Consider the following 17329-nt stretch of genomic DNA (forward strand, 5'->3'; position numbering starts at 1 on the left):
CGCGCGGCGTGAAGGGGTTGCTGTTTCGCTGCGTCAGATGGCGAAAGGCAATCCCGGTTTTTCTTCCGCCGGCATCACTGTCACGGCCACCTGCATGGTTTGCTGGCCACCGCCGATGAGCACACCGCGCAGGGGTGAGATGTCCAGGAAATCGCGGCCCCATCCCAACGTGATGTGGCTGGTATCAGGAAAAATACCGTTGGTCGGATCAGCGTCGATCCAGCAATCCGGCTGGCCGTCCTGGCCCGGGCAATACACCGACACCCACGCATGGGACGCATCGGCGCCGATCAGGCGCGGCTGGCCGGGTGGCGGCTGCGTCAGCAGATAGCCGCTGACGTAACGCGCCGACAAACCCAGGGAGCGCAGGCAGGACAACATGAAGTGCGCATAGTCCTGACATACCCCGCGCTTGCTGATGAACACGTCGGTCACCGGGGTCGACACGGTGGTCGCCTCCGGATCGAAAGTGAATTCATTGAAGATGCGTTTCATCAGCATCTCGACGCCGCGCAGCAAGGGTAATCCCGGCGTGAAGCATTCGGCGGCGTAACGGGCAAATTCACGCTTGATCCTGACATGCGAAGATTCGAACAGAAAGCGCGACGCTTCCAGCATGTCGGCCGACAGGCTGCGGCCGGCGTGATAAGACAGCGTCTCTGCGACCCACTCCCAAGGCGGTGTCTCGACTGGCAACAAACGCGATGAAATCTCTACCCACGACTCCGCATAGACGTCTAGGCTGGCGTGATCCTGATCCAGTGAGAATGACTGCAGCGCGTTGCCGAAGCTGTCGGTGTACAGGTTGATCAGATTGGTTGGTCCCGGCAGGATATTGATGAAATGCGAAGTGCAGGTCTGCCACGGCAGCGAGCGCGGCGTCAGGCGCAACACCTGATGCGACAGCCGCACCGATGCCGCATATTGATAATTGGTCTCGTGAATGATGTGGTATGTGGCGTCGCTCATTGTCATACTCCCTGGCTGACCGGCGCACTGAGCGGCGTGAAAAAATGCCGAGACAGATCATCGGTCAATGAGAAGCCGGCGCCGCGCGCCTCGCGCATGAGCTGGATGAGTCGCTCGCCGGCGGCTTCCGATGTCGCCGCGTCGCGCGCAAAATCAGGCAACGCGAAGCTGTTGAGCTGTTCGCTCAGGTGGGCCGGGATGTTCATGCTGAGGATGCCGAGTTGCTGCGCGATATCGGTCAGGTAGTGCTGCAGCATGCGGAACTGGTAGGCAATGCTGTGCGGATTGCTGACATCGAACACCAGCAGGTGCAGCACCTGCAGCCACTCCGGCGTGCGGCGATAACGCACGCGATAAGTGACGATGCTGCTCGACGATTCCAGCAACCAGGTCAACGCTGCATTCTGGCGTGCCGGTTCGAGTTGCATGAACTGGTCGAACAGGGCCGCCAGGTGCACCATGCGTTCGATGTGCCGGCCAATCATCAGGAACTGCCAGCCTTCATCGCGCGTCATGTCATCCAATGCATGGCCGGCCAGACCCGAGCAACCCTGGATAACATTGTTGAGGACGTGCAGCATGGCCGTAGGCGAGTTGATTTTTTCCTGCACCAGCGGCGGCATGCGATTGAGTGCATGCCAGTTGTCCAGCGACAGATGCTCGCGCACCTGGTAACCCGAATGATGCAGGTGGCGTAAATGCGTGGCGACGCTGACGCTGGCGCTGGGATCCGCAATCGCCGCCTGCAGACTCTGCTGCAGGGCGGTGATGGTGGGATGCGCCTGCTCCGATTTCGGCATCAGGATGCCGAGGCGGATACAAATCTCGCTGACGCTGCGCAGAATCACGCGATTGTCGGCCTGCGGTTCGACCGTGCATTGCAAGGTGGTGCGCAATAGTCGCGCCAGATTGTCGGTGCGCTCGGCGTAGCGGCCCATCCAGAACAGATTTTCGCCGGCATGCGACGAGACGTCGACGGTGGTGCGGATCAGCTCGGAAGTACGCGACACCGGATCAGTCATCGCACCAGGGCCGACGGCCACGCCGGTCTCGGCGGCAGCGTCATCCGTATCTGCCTTTTCGCTCAGCACCCAGACATCCTTGCTGGTGCCGCCCTGCTGCATCGAAACGACATCGCGACGCTGGCGTGGAGCCACGCGCGTCAGGCCGCCCGGCATCACGTGATAGCTACCCTCGCCGTCGGCGACGGCGAACACGCGCAGGCTGACGGTGCGGTTGGTCAGGTGATAGTCCCCGCTGCGCGACAGCACCGGCGCCTGCGACAGGCGCACCCATTCTTGCGCGACGTAAGCATGCGGCTGCAGTTGCAGGCTTTCAACCAAGCGACGGCGCGTCGCGGCATTGAGCGTATGGCCGAATACCGGCTGCATACGCATTGACGGGAAAGCCGGCATGATTACCAGCTCTTCCAGATGTGCCAGCGTGTAGTCCAGCGCCGGCTTTTCGCCGCACCACCACGACGCCACTGCCGGCAAGGCAAGCTCTTCGCCGAGCAGGCGCTGGCAAATCGCCGGCAGAAAACCGTGCAGCGCGGTCGACTCCAGCACGCCGCTGCCGAGCGCGTTGGCGATCAGTACATTGCCGGAGCGCGCCGCCTGCGTCAGACCCGGAATGCCGAGCGCGGAATCCGAACGCAATTCGAGCGGATCGCAATAGTCATCATCCAGACGGCGCATAATCGCGTGCACACGCCGCAGGCCGGTCAATGTCTTCAGGAAGACCATGTCGCCGCGCACGGTCAGGTCGACACCTTCGACCAGTGGAAAGCCCAGTGTGTGCGCCAGGAAGGCGTGTTCCGAATACGTTTCGTTATACGGCCCCGGTGTCAGCAGCACCACCAGCGGCGGTTCACCGGAAGTCGGCGCCAGACGCGTGAGGCTTTGATGCAGCGCATGGAAGTAATTGAGCAAGGGTTGCACGTGCATATCGCGCATGGCCTCGGGCAAAGCACGCGTCATGATTTGACGATTCTGCAAGGCATAGCCGGAACCGGAAGGACCTTGCGTGCGGTCGGCGATCACCCACCATGTACCGTCCGCGGAGCGCGCCAGATCGATCGCGTACAAATGCAGATGCACGCCACCCGGAGGACGGACGTCGCGGCACGGCCACAAATAGCCGTGCTGACCGAACACCAACGCCGGCGGCAGCAAACCATCGGCCAGCAATTGCTGCTCGCCGTACAGATCCACGAGCACGCCATTGAGCAAGCGTGCGCGCTGCGTAACGGCACTTGACAGTTTTTGCCACTCATCGGCGGCGACAATCTGCGGCAACAAATCCAGTTCCCACGGGCGATTGACGCCTTGTGGATCGGCATAGACGTTGTATGTCATCCCGTCGGAGGCGATCGCATCGCGCACTTCTTCAGCGCGACGGCGCATCATCTCCGGAGAAAGATTTTCAAGCTGATCGATCAGCGTGCGCCAGTGTGGTCGCAAGCGACCGTCGGCAGCCAGCATCTCGTCGTAACGATCGGCGTCGGCGGTATAGCTTTGCAGGAGGCGCTGATACATAGAGTTCGGGGACGCGACCGCCGCCGTCATGCAGTGAAGCAATGACGAACGGCGGTGGCTAAACAAGGTGCGTTAGAAATGTCTCAAGTCTAACGTAAATGGGAACTCGATTGACGGTCTTGAAGAGGTAACTTCCATCTTTCCAGGTGTGTGGTTGAGACGGAAATAGCGTGCCAGACGTCGGCTTTCCGCTTCGAAAGCATTGACCGGGAAGGTTTCGTAACTGCGTCCGCCCGGATGCACCACGTGGTACTGGCAACCGCCCAGGCTCCGGCCGTTCCAGGTATCCACCAGATCGAACGTCAGCGGTGAATCGATACCGATGGTCGGATGCAAGGCTGATGGCGGCTGCCAGGCGCGATAACGCACGCCGGTGACGAACTCGCCGACGATGCCGGTCGGTTGCAGCGGTACTGCGACACCGTTGCAGGTAAGCACATAACGATCCTTCGCCATGCCGCTGACCTTGACTTGCAATCGCTCCAGCGACGAATCGACATAACGCGCCGTACCGGAAGAGCTGCCCTCCTCGCCCAGCACGTGCCAAGGTTCCAGCGCGGTGCGCAGCTCCAGTTCCATGCCCTTGACGGCAAAGTCGCCGATCTTGGGGAAGCGGAATTCAAAGTGCGGTGCGAACCATTCTGCCTGCATCGGATAACCGGCTTCCTGCATGTCATCCATGATGTCGCTGAAATCCTGCCAGATAAAATGCGGCAACAGGAAACGGTCGTGCAGCTCCGTACCCCAGCGCACCAGGCGCTGCGGCTTGTAAGGCGTCTTCCAGAAACGCGCCACCAATGCGCGCAGCAGCAGTTGCTGCGTCAGGCTCATGCGCGCATGCGGCGGCATTTCAAAGGCGCGCAGCTCCAGCAGACCGAGACGGCCGGTAGCGCTGTCGGGCGAATACAGTTTGTCGATGCAGAATTCCGCGCGGTGCGTGTTGCCGGTCACGTCGATCAGCAGATTGCGCAGCAGACGATCGACCAGCCACGGCGGGCAGCCGCCCTTGGCGATCTGGTTTTCCATTTCGGCAAAGGCCAGCTCGATTTCCACGGTGGAATCGTTGCGCGCTTCATCGATGCGCGGCGCCTGCGAGGTCGGGCCGATGAACATGCCGGAGAACAGGTACGACAGCGACGGATGGTTGTGCCAGTAGCTGATCAGGCTGCGCAGCACGTCCGGGCGGCGCAGGAACGGCGAATCACTGGTCGTGATGCCGCCCATCACCATATGGTTGCCGCCGCCGGTGCCTGAATGGTGGCCGTCGAGCATGAACTTTTCGGTGGTCAGTCGCGATTCGCGGCCGGCTTCGTACAAGTGCGTGGTCTGATCGACCAGTTCCGCCCAATTGGACGCCGGTTGAATATTGACTTCGATCACGCCCGGATCCGGTGTGACGCTGAACTTGCGGATGCGCGGATCGTGCGGCGGCTCGTAGCCTTCCATCAACACCGGCTGTTTGAGTTCTTCTGCCGTCGCTTCGATCGCGGCGACCAGCTCAAGATAGCTTTCCATCTTGGCCAGCGGCGGCATGAACAGATACAGCACGCCATTGCGCACTTCGGCGCACAAGGCTGTGCGCGTGATCCAGTCCGCCGATTCAAAGGCGCCCGGCACGCCGCCGCTTGCCCCTGTCCTTGCACCATTGCCATTGCCGCTGCCTTTGCCATTACCGGTCACCGCACCGCGCAGTGTGGTGTAGTAGTCCTGCAGGAAAGAAACCGAGGTGGCGCCAGTCAGCGAGGGACGTTTGGTGTATTGCAGGCGAATGTCAGCAGCAGCTGGCAGCGACTGGAACTGTTGCGAGGGATCTTCCGGGTAGACATACGGATAGTCGGTCGAGGTCACCCACGGCTGCGAATCCAGTGGCAGGCGGTAACCCAGCGGCGAATCCCCTGGATACAGATAGCAGCGCTCGCTGCGCAGGAACCAGTCGCCGGTCTGCCAACCGCTTTCGTCAGGACGGCGCGCCACCGGCAACACATGACCGGCGATCTTGTCGAGACCTTGCGAAAATACGCGCAGCAGTCGCGCACGCTCTTGCTTATCTTCCAGTTTGGAATCAAATGGGTCGACGTTAGCCGGCAAGCGGCGCTCGCGCCACATGTAATAGAACACGTCCTCATACGCGGAAAACACATGCTTGCCGTCCAGCGACAGGCGCGATGCAACGCCTTTGAGGAAACGCTCGGTGATGTTGTCGTCGGTGACGTTCGGCGTGGTTTCGTCACCGATCAGATCACGGTTGTGCCAGATCGGCTGACCGTCGCGACGCCAGTAGCAATTGAGCGCCCAGCGTGGCAGCTGCTCGCCGGGATACCACTTGCCCTGGCCGAAATGCGGCAAACCCTTGACGGCATATTTCTGCCGCATGCGATGGTAGAGATCAGCAGCCAGCGGCTTTTTGGTGTCACCCAAGGCGGCCGTATTCCACTCCGGCTCGTCCGGATGATCGAGCGACACGAAAGTTGGCTCGCCGCCCATGGTCAGGCGTACGTCAAGTGCGTCGAGATCGTCGTCGATGGCATGGCCGAGTTCTTCGATTTCGCTCCATTGCGCTTCGGTGTAGGGCTTGGTGACGCGCGGCGCTTCCCAAAAGCGCGACACGCTCATCGAATGTTCGAACTCCACTTCGCAAGGATCGACCATGCCGCTGACCGGCGCGGCCGATGACGGCTCGGGTGTGCACGACAAGGGGATATGGCCTTCACCGGCGAACAGGCCGGAAGTCGGATCAAGGCCGACCCAGCCGGCGCCGGGAAGATAAACTTCGCACCAGGCGTGCAGGTCGGTAAAGTCGGCTTCCGGTCCCGACGGGCCGTCGAGCGATTTTTGATCGGCGGTGAGCTGGATCAGATAACCGGAGACGAAACGCGCAGCCAGGCCCAGATGGCGCAGCAACTGCACCAGCAGCCAGGACGAGTCGCGGCAGGAACCGGAACCGATGGTCAGCGTCTCTTCCGGCGTCTGCACGCCCGGTTCCATACGGATGGTGTAGTCGACGAGGTCGGCCAGCTTTTGATTCAAACCCACCAGAAAATCGGCGCTACGCACTTTTTCACGCGGAATGCTGTCGAGTAGTTTCTGAAACAACGGCGTCAGCGGCAAAGTCTTGCGATAAGGCGCCAGTTCATTTTGCAATTCGTCAGCGTATTCGAACGGGATTTGCTCGGCATACGGCTCAAGGAAGAAGTCGAAGGGATTGATGACCGACATTTCGGCCACGAGGTCGACTTCAATACGGAATTCTTCGGTCTTTTCCGGAAAGACCAGACGCGCCATGTAATTGGCTTGCGGATCCTGCTGCCAGTTGATGAAGTGTGGTTCCGGCAGAATGCGCAGGGAATAGCTCAGAATACGGGTGCGGCAATGCGGGGCCGGCCGCAGACGAACGATTTGAGGTCCAAGATTGATAGCACGGTCATAACGGTAAGACGTGACATGGTTCAGCGCCACATGAATTGACATGAAGATCCTTTACAACAAACAAGTTGAGCTGATGGACTACAGTTGATTGGGTTGCGCGAGGGAATGATCACCTGTGGTGCATATTAATGAAATCCCGCATGCGTGGATAGATTTCATTTTCCCAGCGGCGTCCATTGAATACGCCATAGTGTCCGACCGCTGTCTGCACATGGTGCAAACGCATGTAGGGGCGAATGCTGCTGCACATATCTTGTGCAGCGACGGTCTGGCCGACGGCGCAGATATCGTCTTTTTCACCTTCTACCGTGAATAATGCAGTGCGCCGGATCGCCTTGAGATTGACCGGACGGCCTTTGTACTCCAGCAGTCCGAGCGGCAACGCATGCTCCTGGAACACGACGCGTACCGTTTCCAGATAAAACTCCGCCGGCAGATCCGACATGGCGAAGTATTCTTCATAAAACACCTTGATTGCCTCGGCTTTTTCGCTTTCCCCCTCGATGAGATAGTTGTACAAATTTCGGAATGCATCGACGTGGCGATTGATATTCATGTTCATGAATGCCGCCAGTTGCATGAATCCTGGGTAAACACGCCGCCCGCCGCCGGGATGGCGTGCCGGCACGGTGCTGACCAGATTCTGCTCAAACCATTCGATGGGCTTGCTCTTGGCGAGTTCGTTGACGGTTGTCGGGTTGACACGCGTATCGAGCGGGCCGGCCATGAGCGTCATGCTGCGTGGCTGGGCGGTGTCGTTGTCTTCCGCCATGACGGCCACTGCCGTGATGGCCGCCACCGTCGGCTGACAAACCGCAACGATGTGCGCGCCGGGACCGATGGTCTGCAAGAAGCGAATCAGATGGGAAACGTATTCATCGAGGCCGAAACGGCCATGCTCCAGCGAGATATCGCGGGCATTGTGCCAGTCGGTGATGTAGACGTCATGATCGCGCAGCAAGGTTTTGACGGTGCCGCGCAGCAAGGTGGCGAAATGCCCGGACATGGGCGCCACCAGCAAGACGGCGGGCTGCTCGGCGGCGGTTTCCTTGCGGAAGCGCAGCAGTGTACAGAATGGCGTCTGATCCACCACCTGCTCCTGCACCGCAACGGTGCGACCACTATCCTCCACGCTATCGATATCGAAGGGCGGACGTACATGCGTCAGTTGCGTACGGGCAAATACTTCGTAAGCGGCAGACATTTTTCGCAGCGTCAGGCTGGACGGAAAGCCCGGCCAGCTATGTCCCAGAAACGGTGCGGCTGCACGTGCCGAAGCCCGCAGTGGATCGGTGGCATCGGCGTATTGTTGATATGCCTGGTAAATATTTGTCATAGAACCCATTCCCTCTGTTCTCACCAGTACTGCCATCGATGCAATATGCATGCCACTGATCGCCACGACCTTCCGCACGGTATGCCCGCCCGCTTTCCCATGCGCGTCGCTGGCACGCCCTTTGCAAGTACCGAATATGCAACACCATGCCGCCTCTGACGAGGGTTACAGAACATGCGGCAAGACACGTGTTGCAAGACCGCAGCCAAAAGCAGCAGGTAAGAAAGTAGAACACAGACGCGTCCACGCAAACTGCGCGTCAAGGTATCGACGCGCCAAAGTCAGAAGCACACATACACATAAAGGACTGACATGCCTAAAACGACTTTGCGCATCACCAGCAAGAATTATTCTTCGTGGTCCATGCGTGGTTGGTTGCTTGCCAAATTTGCAGGCTTGCCGTTTCAGGAAGACATCGTCTCGCCGGACGATCCCGATGCACGCGCCGAAATCCTGCTGCTGTCTTCATCCATTCTTGTTCCCAGCCTGAAGCATGGCAACATCTTTGTCTGGGACACCCTCGCCATTGCCGAATACCTCAACGAAATCCGCCCCGCCGCCAAACTGCTGCCGGCAGATCAGGCCGCCCGTGCGCATTGCCGCGCGATCTGCGGCGAGATGCATTCCGGGTTCAGTGCCCTGCGCTCGGCGCTGCCGATGAATCTCAAGGCGCACTTCCCCAACTTCAAAGTCTGGTCACGCGCTCAGGCCGACATCCAGCGCATCACTACCATCTGGAAAGAATGCCTGGCGACTTATGGCGGCCCCTACCTGTTCGGCGAACGCACCATGGCCGACGCCATGTATGCGCCGGTGATCACGCGGTTCATCACCTATGACGTCACGCTGGAGCCGATCTGCGCGGCCTACAGCAAACGCATCATGGCGATGCCGGAAATGAAGGAATGGATTGCCGCGGCCCAGAAAGAGCCGGAAGATATCGACGAATTGGATGTGGAGTTTTAGGCCGTAATTTGAGCCGCAGCATCGGCCGATGTTGTGAAGTTGCGATGAAAGTTGTGACGGAAGTTTGACACAAGGCCTCACCGGGAAGAACAAGAGGAGACAGCACCAGCAGCGTTATTCTCAATCGCGTCAAGTGCGGGACGCCGCAGAAAGGATCAGTGTGATGAATACGATAGCCGAAACAAATCCTACAGCTTTGAACGTGTTTTCTCATGTCAGTGAGGGCGACACGCCGTTTGAATCGGGCGGCTTGCGCGACTTTTTCCTGTACCGGGATCTGGGCATTGCCGCAGCCACCGGCGGTCAGGTGATCGCTCAGCTGGTCAAGGCCAACATGGCGCCGGAGACCGGTACCGGCTGGCATCGGCACGAAGCCAATTTTCATATCGTGATCATGCTCAAAGGCTGGGCGCGCTTCATGTATGAGGATCAGGTGACCCTGGTAAAGACCGGCGATTGCGTGCACCAGCGACCGGGCATCGTGCACTTTCTGTTCGACTATTCCCCGGATATGGAATATCTGGAAATCGTCAGCCCGGCCGATTTCACCACCATCGATATGCCTGCGCCCTGCGCCGTTCCCGCGCCGACGCCCTGGGCATGAATCTGATCTCTTCGCGATCTTTGCTTTGAAAGGAAAACGACATTTTCAACGATCTATTCCCACTTAAGGCGGCCATCGCTGGTGTGAATCCAGGCTCGGACCTGACGCAATTTTCGCTGTCCAAAAACGGAAATGGCGTGATAGTCTGTGTCTACGTTCACCAGCGATGAGGATGCCGGCCAATACGATTCTACAAATAATATTCGCTTGATCAGAAGCCCCAAAATCCCCCAGCATCAGCACCAGAAAATGAAGCAAATTTATGGCAAATTTTTTCGATGAGATGTATTCCGATGGAGCCGTTTCCGTACGCAAGCATTATGATGAATTTGCTGCATGGCTCTCCGCACAATCCGCTGAAACCATTGTTCGCAAGCGCGCAGAATCCGACCTGATCTTCCGCCGCGTCGGCATTACCTTCGCGGTGTACGGCAACGATGCAGGTACGGAAAGACTGATCCCCTTTGACATTATTCCGCGCATCATCCATGCCGCGGAATGGAGCAAACTGGAAGCCGGCCTGGTGCAGCGCGTCAAAGCGCTGAACATGTTCATCCATGATATTTATCACGGTCAGAAAATCATCAAAGCAGGCGTCATTCCCGCCGAGCAGGTTCTGAAGAACGCGCAATATCGTCCTGAGATGCAAGACGTCGATGTCGCCTCCGACATCTACGCGCACATTGCCGGCGTGGACATCGTGCGTGCCGGCGAAGGCGAGTTCTACGTGCTGGAAGATAATCTGCGCGTGCCTTCCGGTGTGTCTTACATGCTGGAAAACCGCAAGATGATGATGCGGCTGTTCCCGGAACTGTTCACCCGACACAAGATTGCACCGGTCGATCATTATCCTGACATGCTGCTCGACAATCTGCGTTCCGTCGCGCCGGTCGGCGTGGTGGATCCAACCGTCGTGGTGATGACGCCGGGCATGTACAACTCGGCGTATTTCGAACATGCCTTCCTGGCGCAGCAAATGGGCGTGGAGCTGGTCGAAGGACAAGATTTGTTCGTCAAGGACAACACGGTCTACATGCGCACCACGCGCGGCCCGAAACGTGTCGACGTGATTTATCGCCGTATCGATGATGATTATCTTGACCCGTTGGCCTTCCGCGCCGATTCGTCGCTGGGCGTACCGGGTCTGCTGTCGGCCTATCGGGCCGGCAAGGTCACACTGACCAATGCCATCGGCACCGGCGTGGCGGACGACAAATCGATCTATCCGTATGTACCGGACATGATCAAGTTTTATCTGTCCGAAGAACCGATCCTCAACAACGTCCCGACCTATCAGTGCCGCAAGAAGGAAGACCTTTCCTACACGCTCGCCAATCTGGAAAAACTGGTCGTCAAGGAAGTTCACGGCGCAGGCGGCTACGGCATGCTGGTCGGCCCGGCGTCGACCAAGCAGGAAATCGAAGATTTCCGTCAGCGTGTGATCGCCAAACCGGACGGCTATATCGCTCAGCCCACGCTGGCCTTGTCGGTATGTCCGACCTATGTCGAATCCGGCATTGCGCCACGCCATCTCGACTTGCGTCCCTTCGTGCTGTCAGGAAAAACCGTCTCGATGGTCAAGGGCGGCCTGACGCGCGTGGCACTCAAGGAAGGCTCGCTGGTGGTGAACTCGTCGCAAGGCGGCGGCACCAAGGACACCTGGATTCTGGAGAAATAAAATATGTTGAGCCGCACCGCTGACCACCTGTTCTGGATGGCGCGCTACACCGAACGCGCCGAAAACACCGCACGCATGCTGGACGTGCACGTACAAACCGCTTTGCTGCCGCAATCGATCGACGACGCCGAACAAGGCTGGCGCGCCGTGCTAGGCATCTCGGAGCTGCTGTATGGCTATAACCAGAAGTACGATGCACTGACGCAAAAAGATGTCATCAACTTCATGGTGCGCGATCCGAGCAATCCTTCTTCGATCGCCTCCTGCCTCAAGCAGGCGCGTGAAAATGCGCGCGCCGTGCGCGGTGCATTGACGACCGAAGCATGGGAAATTCAGAACGCCACCTGGATCAAGATGCAGGGCTATCTGCAGACGGATGCGCTGGAGCAAAATCCAAGTGATTTCTTCGAGTGGGTTAAGCATCGCTCGCATCTGTCGCGCGGCGTTACTATCGGCACGATGCTCAAGGATGAAGCATTCCACTTCATTCGCCTCGGCACCTTCCTCGAACGCGCCGACAACACCGCCCGGATCATCGACGTCAAATTCCACGGTGCCAAGGAAGCAACCGGCAAGCAAAGCCAGCAGCAGAGTCAAAGCCTGCTGCCCAAAGACAGCAAAGGACAGGACAGCCAGATCGACTTCTATTACTGGGCGGCAATCCTGCGCTCAGTGTCCGGCTTCGAAATCTATCGCAAGGTCTATCGCGACGTCATTACGCCGGAACGCGTTGCCGAACTGCTGATCCTGCGCGCCGACATGCCGCGTTCGCTGGCGGCTTGCATGGATCAGGTGCTGAGCAATCTGAAACACGTGCATAACGATGTTTCCGCCGATACCGAGCGCTTTGCCGGCAAACTCCATGCAGATCTCAAATTCAGCCGCATCGAAGAAGTGCTGGATGCCGGTCTGCATGATTACCTCACTGTGTTTCTTGAACGCATCTTTGAGTTGGGAAATCGTATCAGCAAAGATTTTCTTGTTCCTTTGGCAGCATAATTTTTATCATTTTGCCAATCTGACACGCAGAGACACTCAAGAATTATCTGAAATTTGCCGATAATGTGTCAGGACCACGACATTTGGCCCCGCCCACGCGCAGCGTCGGCGGGGCTTCCTGTAAAATTCGGCTTTTACATTTTTAGCTCACATCATGACTTATTGCGTTGCCATGCGCCTGAACGAAGGCCTGGTCTTCTTATCCGACTCACGGACCAATGCGGGCGTCGATCATATCGGCACATTCCGCAAGATGAACGTCTACGAGAATCCGGGCGAACGCGTCATGGTGATGATGACGGCTGGCAATCTTTCCATTTCGCAATCGATCCGCCAGATCGTGGCAGAAAAGACCAACGCCGAAGGCCGCACCATCTGGACTGCCCACTCCATGTATGAAGCCGCGCAAATTCTCGGCGACGCCATTCGCACCGTGCATCAGCGCGATGCGGAAGAGTTGGGCAAGTTCGGTATCGACTTCAATGTCAGCATCATTTTTGGCGGCCAGATCAAGGGCGAGCGTTGCCGCTTGTTCCAGATGTATTCGGCCGGCAACTTCATCGAATCGCACGACGAAAACACCTATTTCCAGATTGGCGAAGCCAAGTACGGCAAGCCGATCATCGACCGCGTCGTCACACCGCAAACCTCGCTGGACGAGGCTGCAAAATGTGCGCTGATCTCGATGGATTCGACCTTGAAGTCGAACATCTCGGTCGGTCTGCCACTGGATCTTCTGGTCTACAACAGCAACGACCTGGCCGTGACACGCTTCGTCACCATCGACGAGCAAAATCAATACTTCCAGATGATCCGCCGCAGCTGGGGATCGCAATTGAAGCGCGTGTTTGAAGCCATTGATGATCCGGTCTGGGATGCGGCGCCGGAAGCAACGCTCAATGTCTTGTCGTCCTCAGTCGATCACAGCCAACCTGTGCGCGTACAACCACCGGAAGCACTGGTGCGCGATCCACAACCGGTAACGCGTCAGACCCTGGCAGGCGACGGCGAAGCGGATGTTGAGCAACAACCCGCCTGAACGCGGAACACTGAACACATCATTAAGCAATTAAGCGTCACCCAAACAAAAACGGCTGCAATTGCTTGCAGCCGTTTTTTATTGCCCGGAGCCGATGCCGGCCCGGGCGGTAAGTCTGAACGATATCTAAACGATTAGACGACGATCGTCTGTGCTTCGCCTTCGGCGCGTGCACGGATTTCACCGATGCGGAACACGGTCTCGCCGGCCGCTTTCAGTTGTGCTTCGGCAGCGTCTGCATTTTCTTTCGAAACGATCACGGTCATGCCGATACCGCAGTTGAAGACGCGATGCATTTCAGCATCAGCCACGCCACCATGTTGCTGCAGCCAGGTGAACAGCGGCGGCATGGTCCAGGCTTTGCTGTCCAGCACGGCGGTCAAATTGTCTTGCAACACGCGCGGGATGTTTTCTACCAGACCGCCGCCGGTGATGTGAACCATGCCCTTGACTTCCATCGACTCCATCAGGGCCAGCAGCGGCTTGACGTAGATACGGGTTGGTTCGAGCAGCACATCCGCCAGCTTGCGGCCGTGGAAGTCCGCGTTCAGGTCAGGCTTGGCGACTTCCAGAATCTTGCGCACCAGCGAATAGCCGTTGGAATGCGCTCCCGACGATGCCAGGCCCAGTACGACGTCGCCCGGGATGATCTTGGTGCCGTCGATCAGTTTGGATTTCTCCACTGCGCCGACAGCGAAGCCGGCCAGATCGTATTCGCCGTCGGGATACATGCTCGGCATTTCAGCGGTTTCGCCGCCGATCAGTGCGCAACCGGCTTGTTCGCAACCCTTGGCGATACCCTTGATGACATCGGTGGCGCTGGCCACGTCCAGCTTGCCGCAGGCGAAATAGTCGAGGAAAAACAACGGCTCGGCACCCTGCACCAGGATGTCGTTGACGCTCATGGCGACCAGATCGATACCGACGGTATCGTGCTTGTTCAGATGGAAAGCCAGTTTCAGCTTGGTGCCGACGCCGTCGGTGCCGGATACCAGTACCGGCTCTTTGAATTTCTTGCTGATTTCGAATAAGGCGCCGAAACCGCCAATGCCGCCCAGCACGCCTTCACGGGTTGTACGCTTGGCAAAAGGCTTGATTGCCTCGACCAAAGCGTCGCCTGCATCGATATCGACACCGGCGTCGCGGTAGGAAAGGGAAACATTGGATGATGAAGTCATGATGATATTGGCACTAGAGGCGGTAAAATAGAGGTCTGAAGCGTAGAAGAGTAAAACGGCCAGCAAGGCTGCTGAATTACTGCGTAAACCATGATTTTATCAAACCGATTCATCTAAAGCCCGATTTCCATGCCTTTTTCTTTAACGGATGAGCAAAAACAAAGCTTGTTGTGGCTCATTTTAGGGCTTTTATTGGTAGGCCTCCTGGTACTTCTGGGCCCCATGCTGACCCCCTTCGTCACCGCCGCCATCCTGGCGTATGCCCTTAATCCGGGCGTCGACTGGCTGGCCGGGCGTCGTATCGGCCGTTTCCGCCTGCCGCGCGTGCTGGCGGTGCTGATCATCATCCTGCTCCTGGTGCTGGCCGTACTGGCCTTGGTTCTGGTCGTGGTCCCGGTGCTGGTCAAGGAAATCCCACTGCTGCAGCAGCAAATTCCCAATTTTCTCGACAAGCTCAATACCGCCGTGGCGCCACGTCTGAGCGAATACGGCATCCACGTCCGCCTGGATGTCACCGGCATCAAAAAGATCATGACCCAGCAGCTCGCCACCAGCGGCGATGAAATCTGGGCTTCGGTGCTGGCCTCGGTAAAGATTGGCGGCACCGCCGTGCTGGCATGGCTGGCCAATCTGTTGTTTATTCCGATGGTGTTGTTTTATTTGTTGCAAGACTGGCATTCTTTCATCGGACGCCTGCGCGGCATGATCCCACGCCGCTGGGTTGCCAAGATCAGCTACATGACGGAAGAAGTCGACGATCTGCTCGCACAATATCTGCGCGGACAATTACTGGTGATGTTGATTCTCGCGGCCTATTATTCAATAGCGCTGGCCATCGCCGGTTTTGACATTGCGTTGCCGGTCGGCATTCTGACCGGCCTGCTGGTCTTTATTCCCTACGTGGGTTTCGGCCTCGGCCTGGCGCTGGCGCTGATCGCCGCCGTATTGCAATTCACCGGCCTGTACGGGCTGGTTGCCGTCGCCATCATTTATGGCATCGGCCAGGTGCTGGAAAGCTTCATCCTGACGCCGCAACTGGTCGGAGAACGCATCGGCCTGCATCCGCTGGTCGTGATCTTCGCCTTGCTGGCGTTCGGGCAGTTATTCGGTTTTGTCGGCGTACTGCTTGCCCTGCCTACCTCGGCCATCATTTCGGTGATGGTGCGGCACCTGCGCCAACATTACCTGAGCAGCAGTTTCTACAATAGCGAGACATGAGACAACTTCTGCTGGATTTGAGCGCGCAGCAGCCGCCGACTTTCGATACCTTTGTGACCGGCCAGAATGCAGAACTGCTGCAACGGTTGCAAGCCATCGCGTCGGCGCAAGCGCAGCCGACATTAAACGACCGCTTTATCTACCTCTGGGGTGAAAACGGCGCGGGTAAGACGCATCTGCTGCATTCGCTGGCACATGCCAATGTCGCCAGCCGCCTGATCACGGCCGCAGAAGCTTTCGACAGCGTCTTCGACTACACACCCAGCGTGCAATGCTATCTGCTCGACGATTGCGAACAGCTCTCGCCGGACTCGCAGATCGCGGCCTTCACCCTGTTCAACAAGATCCGCGAATTCGGTGGTTATCTGATCAGCACCGGCACACAACCGCCGGCGCAATTGCAGGTACGCGAAGATTTGCGCACGCGGCTTGGCTGGGGCCTGATCTATCAATTGCACGGTCTGACCGACGACGAGAAAATCGCCGCCCTGACGCAATCGGCGCAAGGCCGCGGCATGACCGTCTCGCCCGGCATCCTCTCTTATTTGCTGACCCATTACCGGCGCGACATGCCTTCCCTGTCGCGCATGCTCGACGCGCTTGACCGCTATTCGCTGGAAACCAAGCGCCCCATCACCTTGCCGCTGCTGCGCGATCTATTACAACAGGAAGCTGAAGACGAAACGCTATGAATCTCGCCTTATTTGATCTCGACCACACCCTGATTCCCATCGACTCCGACCATGAGTGGGGCGAGTTTCTGGCCCGCACCGGCGCTATCGATGCCGCAGCCTTCCGCAAGGCCAACGACGAATGGTATGCACACTATCAGGCCGGTACGCTGGATCCGGTGAAGTATCTGGAATTCGCCTTCGGCACGCTGTCCAAATTCCCGCGCAAGCAACTCGATGACTGGCATGTCCAGTTCATGGAAGAAGTCATCAAACCGGCCATGGTGCCCGCCGCTGTCGCCGTGGTGCAAAAACATCTGGATGCCGGTGACACCGTCGCCATCATCACCGCCACCAACAGCTTCGTCACCGAACCGATCGCCAAGCTGTTCAAGGTACATCACCTGATCGCAGCACTCCCGGAACTCGATGCCGAAGGCAACATCACCGGTCGCCTGCTGGGCACACCGACCTATGCCGAAGGCAAAGTAACCCACACCGAAGCCTGGCTCAAGACACTCGGCAAGACGATTGCCGACTACGAACAAAGCCATTTCTACAGCGATTCGCAAAACGACATTCCGCTGCTCTCGCGCGTCACCCATCCGGTCGCCACCAACCCCAACGACAAGCTCAAGGCGCATGCGATCGCCAAAGGCTGGCCGATTCTGAATCTCTTCGACGCGCAATGATAAAAATCAAACTACA

Annotated in this window: 13 protein-coding genes; 8 read left to right on the forward strand and 5 right to left on the reverse strand. The window is 58.1% G+C overall.

The window, feature by feature from the left end:
* Window positions 1-33: 33 nt before the first annotated feature.
* From hmeg3_RS20230 to hmeg3_RS20245, 4 genes are all read right to left on the reverse strand, one after another.
* Window positions 34-975 (reverse strand): transglutaminase family protein, encoded by a 942-nt coding sequence (locus hmeg3_RS20230; RefSeq protein WP_094565332.1) that lies wholly within the window; start codon window positions 973-975, stop codon window positions 34-36.
* Window positions 972-3506, reverse strand: a complete 2535-nt coding sequence (locus tag hmeg3_RS20235; protein WP_094565333.1) for a circularly permuted type 2 ATP-grasp protein — start codon at window positions 3504-3506, stop codon at window positions 972-974. The genes hmeg3_RS20230 and hmeg3_RS20235 overlap by 4 nt, the downstream gene beginning before the upstream one ends.
* A gap of 72 nt (window positions 3507-3578) precedes the next feature.
* Window positions 3579-6974 carry a DUF2126 domain-containing protein gene (locus hmeg3_RS20240; RefSeq protein WP_094565334.1) on the reverse strand — a complete coding sequence of 1132 codons (3396 nt, stop codon included), beginning with the start codon at window positions 6972-6974 and terminating at the stop codon, window positions 3579-3581.
* A 67-nt stretch (window positions 6975-7041) separates the two neighbouring features.
* Window positions 7042-8268 (reverse strand): polyhydroxyalkanoate depolymerase, encoded by a 1227-nt coding sequence (locus hmeg3_RS20245; RefSeq protein WP_094565335.1) that lies wholly within the window; start codon window positions 8266-8268, stop codon window positions 7042-7044.
* Window positions 8269-8580: 312 nt separating this feature from the next.
* Here hmeg3_RS20245 and hmeg3_RS20250 point away from each other — a divergent pair, with 312 nt between their 5' ends.
* The 5 genes from hmeg3_RS20250 to hmeg3_RS20270 all read left to right on the forward strand — a co-directional run bounded on the left by hmeg3_RS20250 (window position 8581) and on the right by hmeg3_RS20270 (window position 13554).
* On the forward strand, window positions 8581-9234 hold the full coding sequence (locus tag hmeg3_RS20250) for a glutathione S-transferase family protein (RefSeq protein WP_094565336.1): 654 nt from the start codon (window positions 8581-8583) through the stop codon (window positions 9232-9234).
* Window positions 9235-9397: 163 nt separating this feature from the next.
* Window positions 9398-9838: a cupin domain-containing protein gene (locus hmeg3_RS20255; protein WP_094565337.1), complete on the forward strand. Its 441-nt coding sequence runs from the start codon at window positions 9398-9400 to the stop codon at window positions 9836-9838.
* A gap of 262 nt (window positions 9839-10100) precedes the next feature.
* Complete coding sequence (locus hmeg3_RS20260) at window positions 10101-11516, forward strand: circularly permuted type 2 ATP-grasp protein (RefSeq protein WP_094565338.1); 1416 nt, start codon at window positions 10101-10103, stop codon at window positions 11514-11516.
* A 3-nt stretch (window positions 11517-11519) separates the two neighbouring features.
* The gene (locus hmeg3_RS20265) at window positions 11520-12515 is read left to right on the forward strand and encodes an alpha-E domain-containing protein (protein WP_094565339.1); all 996 of its coding nucleotides are present in this window, start codon (window positions 11520-11522) and stop codon (window positions 12513-12515) included.
* 154 nt (window positions 12516-12669) lie between these two features.
* A complete protein-coding gene (locus hmeg3_RS20270) occupies window positions 12670-13554 on the forward strand; it encodes a peptidase (RefSeq protein ID WP_094565340.1) in 885 nt (294 codons plus the stop codon).
* Window positions 13555-13688: 134 nt separating this feature from the next.
* Here the strand turns inward: hmeg3_RS20270 and purM are convergent, their stop codons facing one another.
* Window positions 13689-14732 (reverse strand): phosphoribosylformylglycinamidine cyclo-ligase, encoded by a 1044-nt coding sequence (gene purM / locus hmeg3_RS20275; RefSeq protein WP_094565341.1) that lies wholly within the window; start codon window positions 14730-14732, stop codon window positions 13689-13691.
* Window positions 14733-14861: 129 nt separating this feature from the next.
* Here purM and hmeg3_RS20280 point away from each other — a divergent pair, with 129 nt between their 5' ends.
* The 3 genes from hmeg3_RS20280 to hmeg3_RS20290 are packed head-to-tail and all read left to right on the forward strand — an operon-like array spanning window position 14862 to window position 17313.
* Complete coding sequence (locus tag hmeg3_RS20280; protein ID WP_094565342.1) at window positions 14862-15950, forward strand: AI-2E family transporter; 1089 nt, start codon at window positions 14862-14864, stop codon at window positions 15948-15950.
* Window positions 15947-16642: a DnaA regulatory inactivator Hda gene (gene hda, locus hmeg3_RS20285; protein ID WP_094565343.1), complete on the forward strand. Its 696-nt coding sequence runs from the start codon at window positions 15947-15949 to the stop codon at window positions 16640-16642. Before hmeg3_RS20280 ends, hda begins: the two co-directional genes overlap by 4 nt.
* Complete coding sequence (locus hmeg3_RS20290) at window positions 16639-17313, forward strand: HAD family phosphatase (RefSeq protein WP_094565344.1); 675 nt, start codon at window positions 16639-16641, stop codon at window positions 17311-17313. Before hda ends, hmeg3_RS20290 begins: the two co-directional genes overlap by 4 nt.
* Window positions 17314-17329 lie beyond the last annotated feature (16 nt).

The organism is Herbaspirillum sp. meg3, assembly GCF_002257565.1.
GTDB lineage: Bacteria > Pseudomonadota > Gammaproteobacteria > Burkholderiales > Burkholderiaceae_D > Herbaspirillum.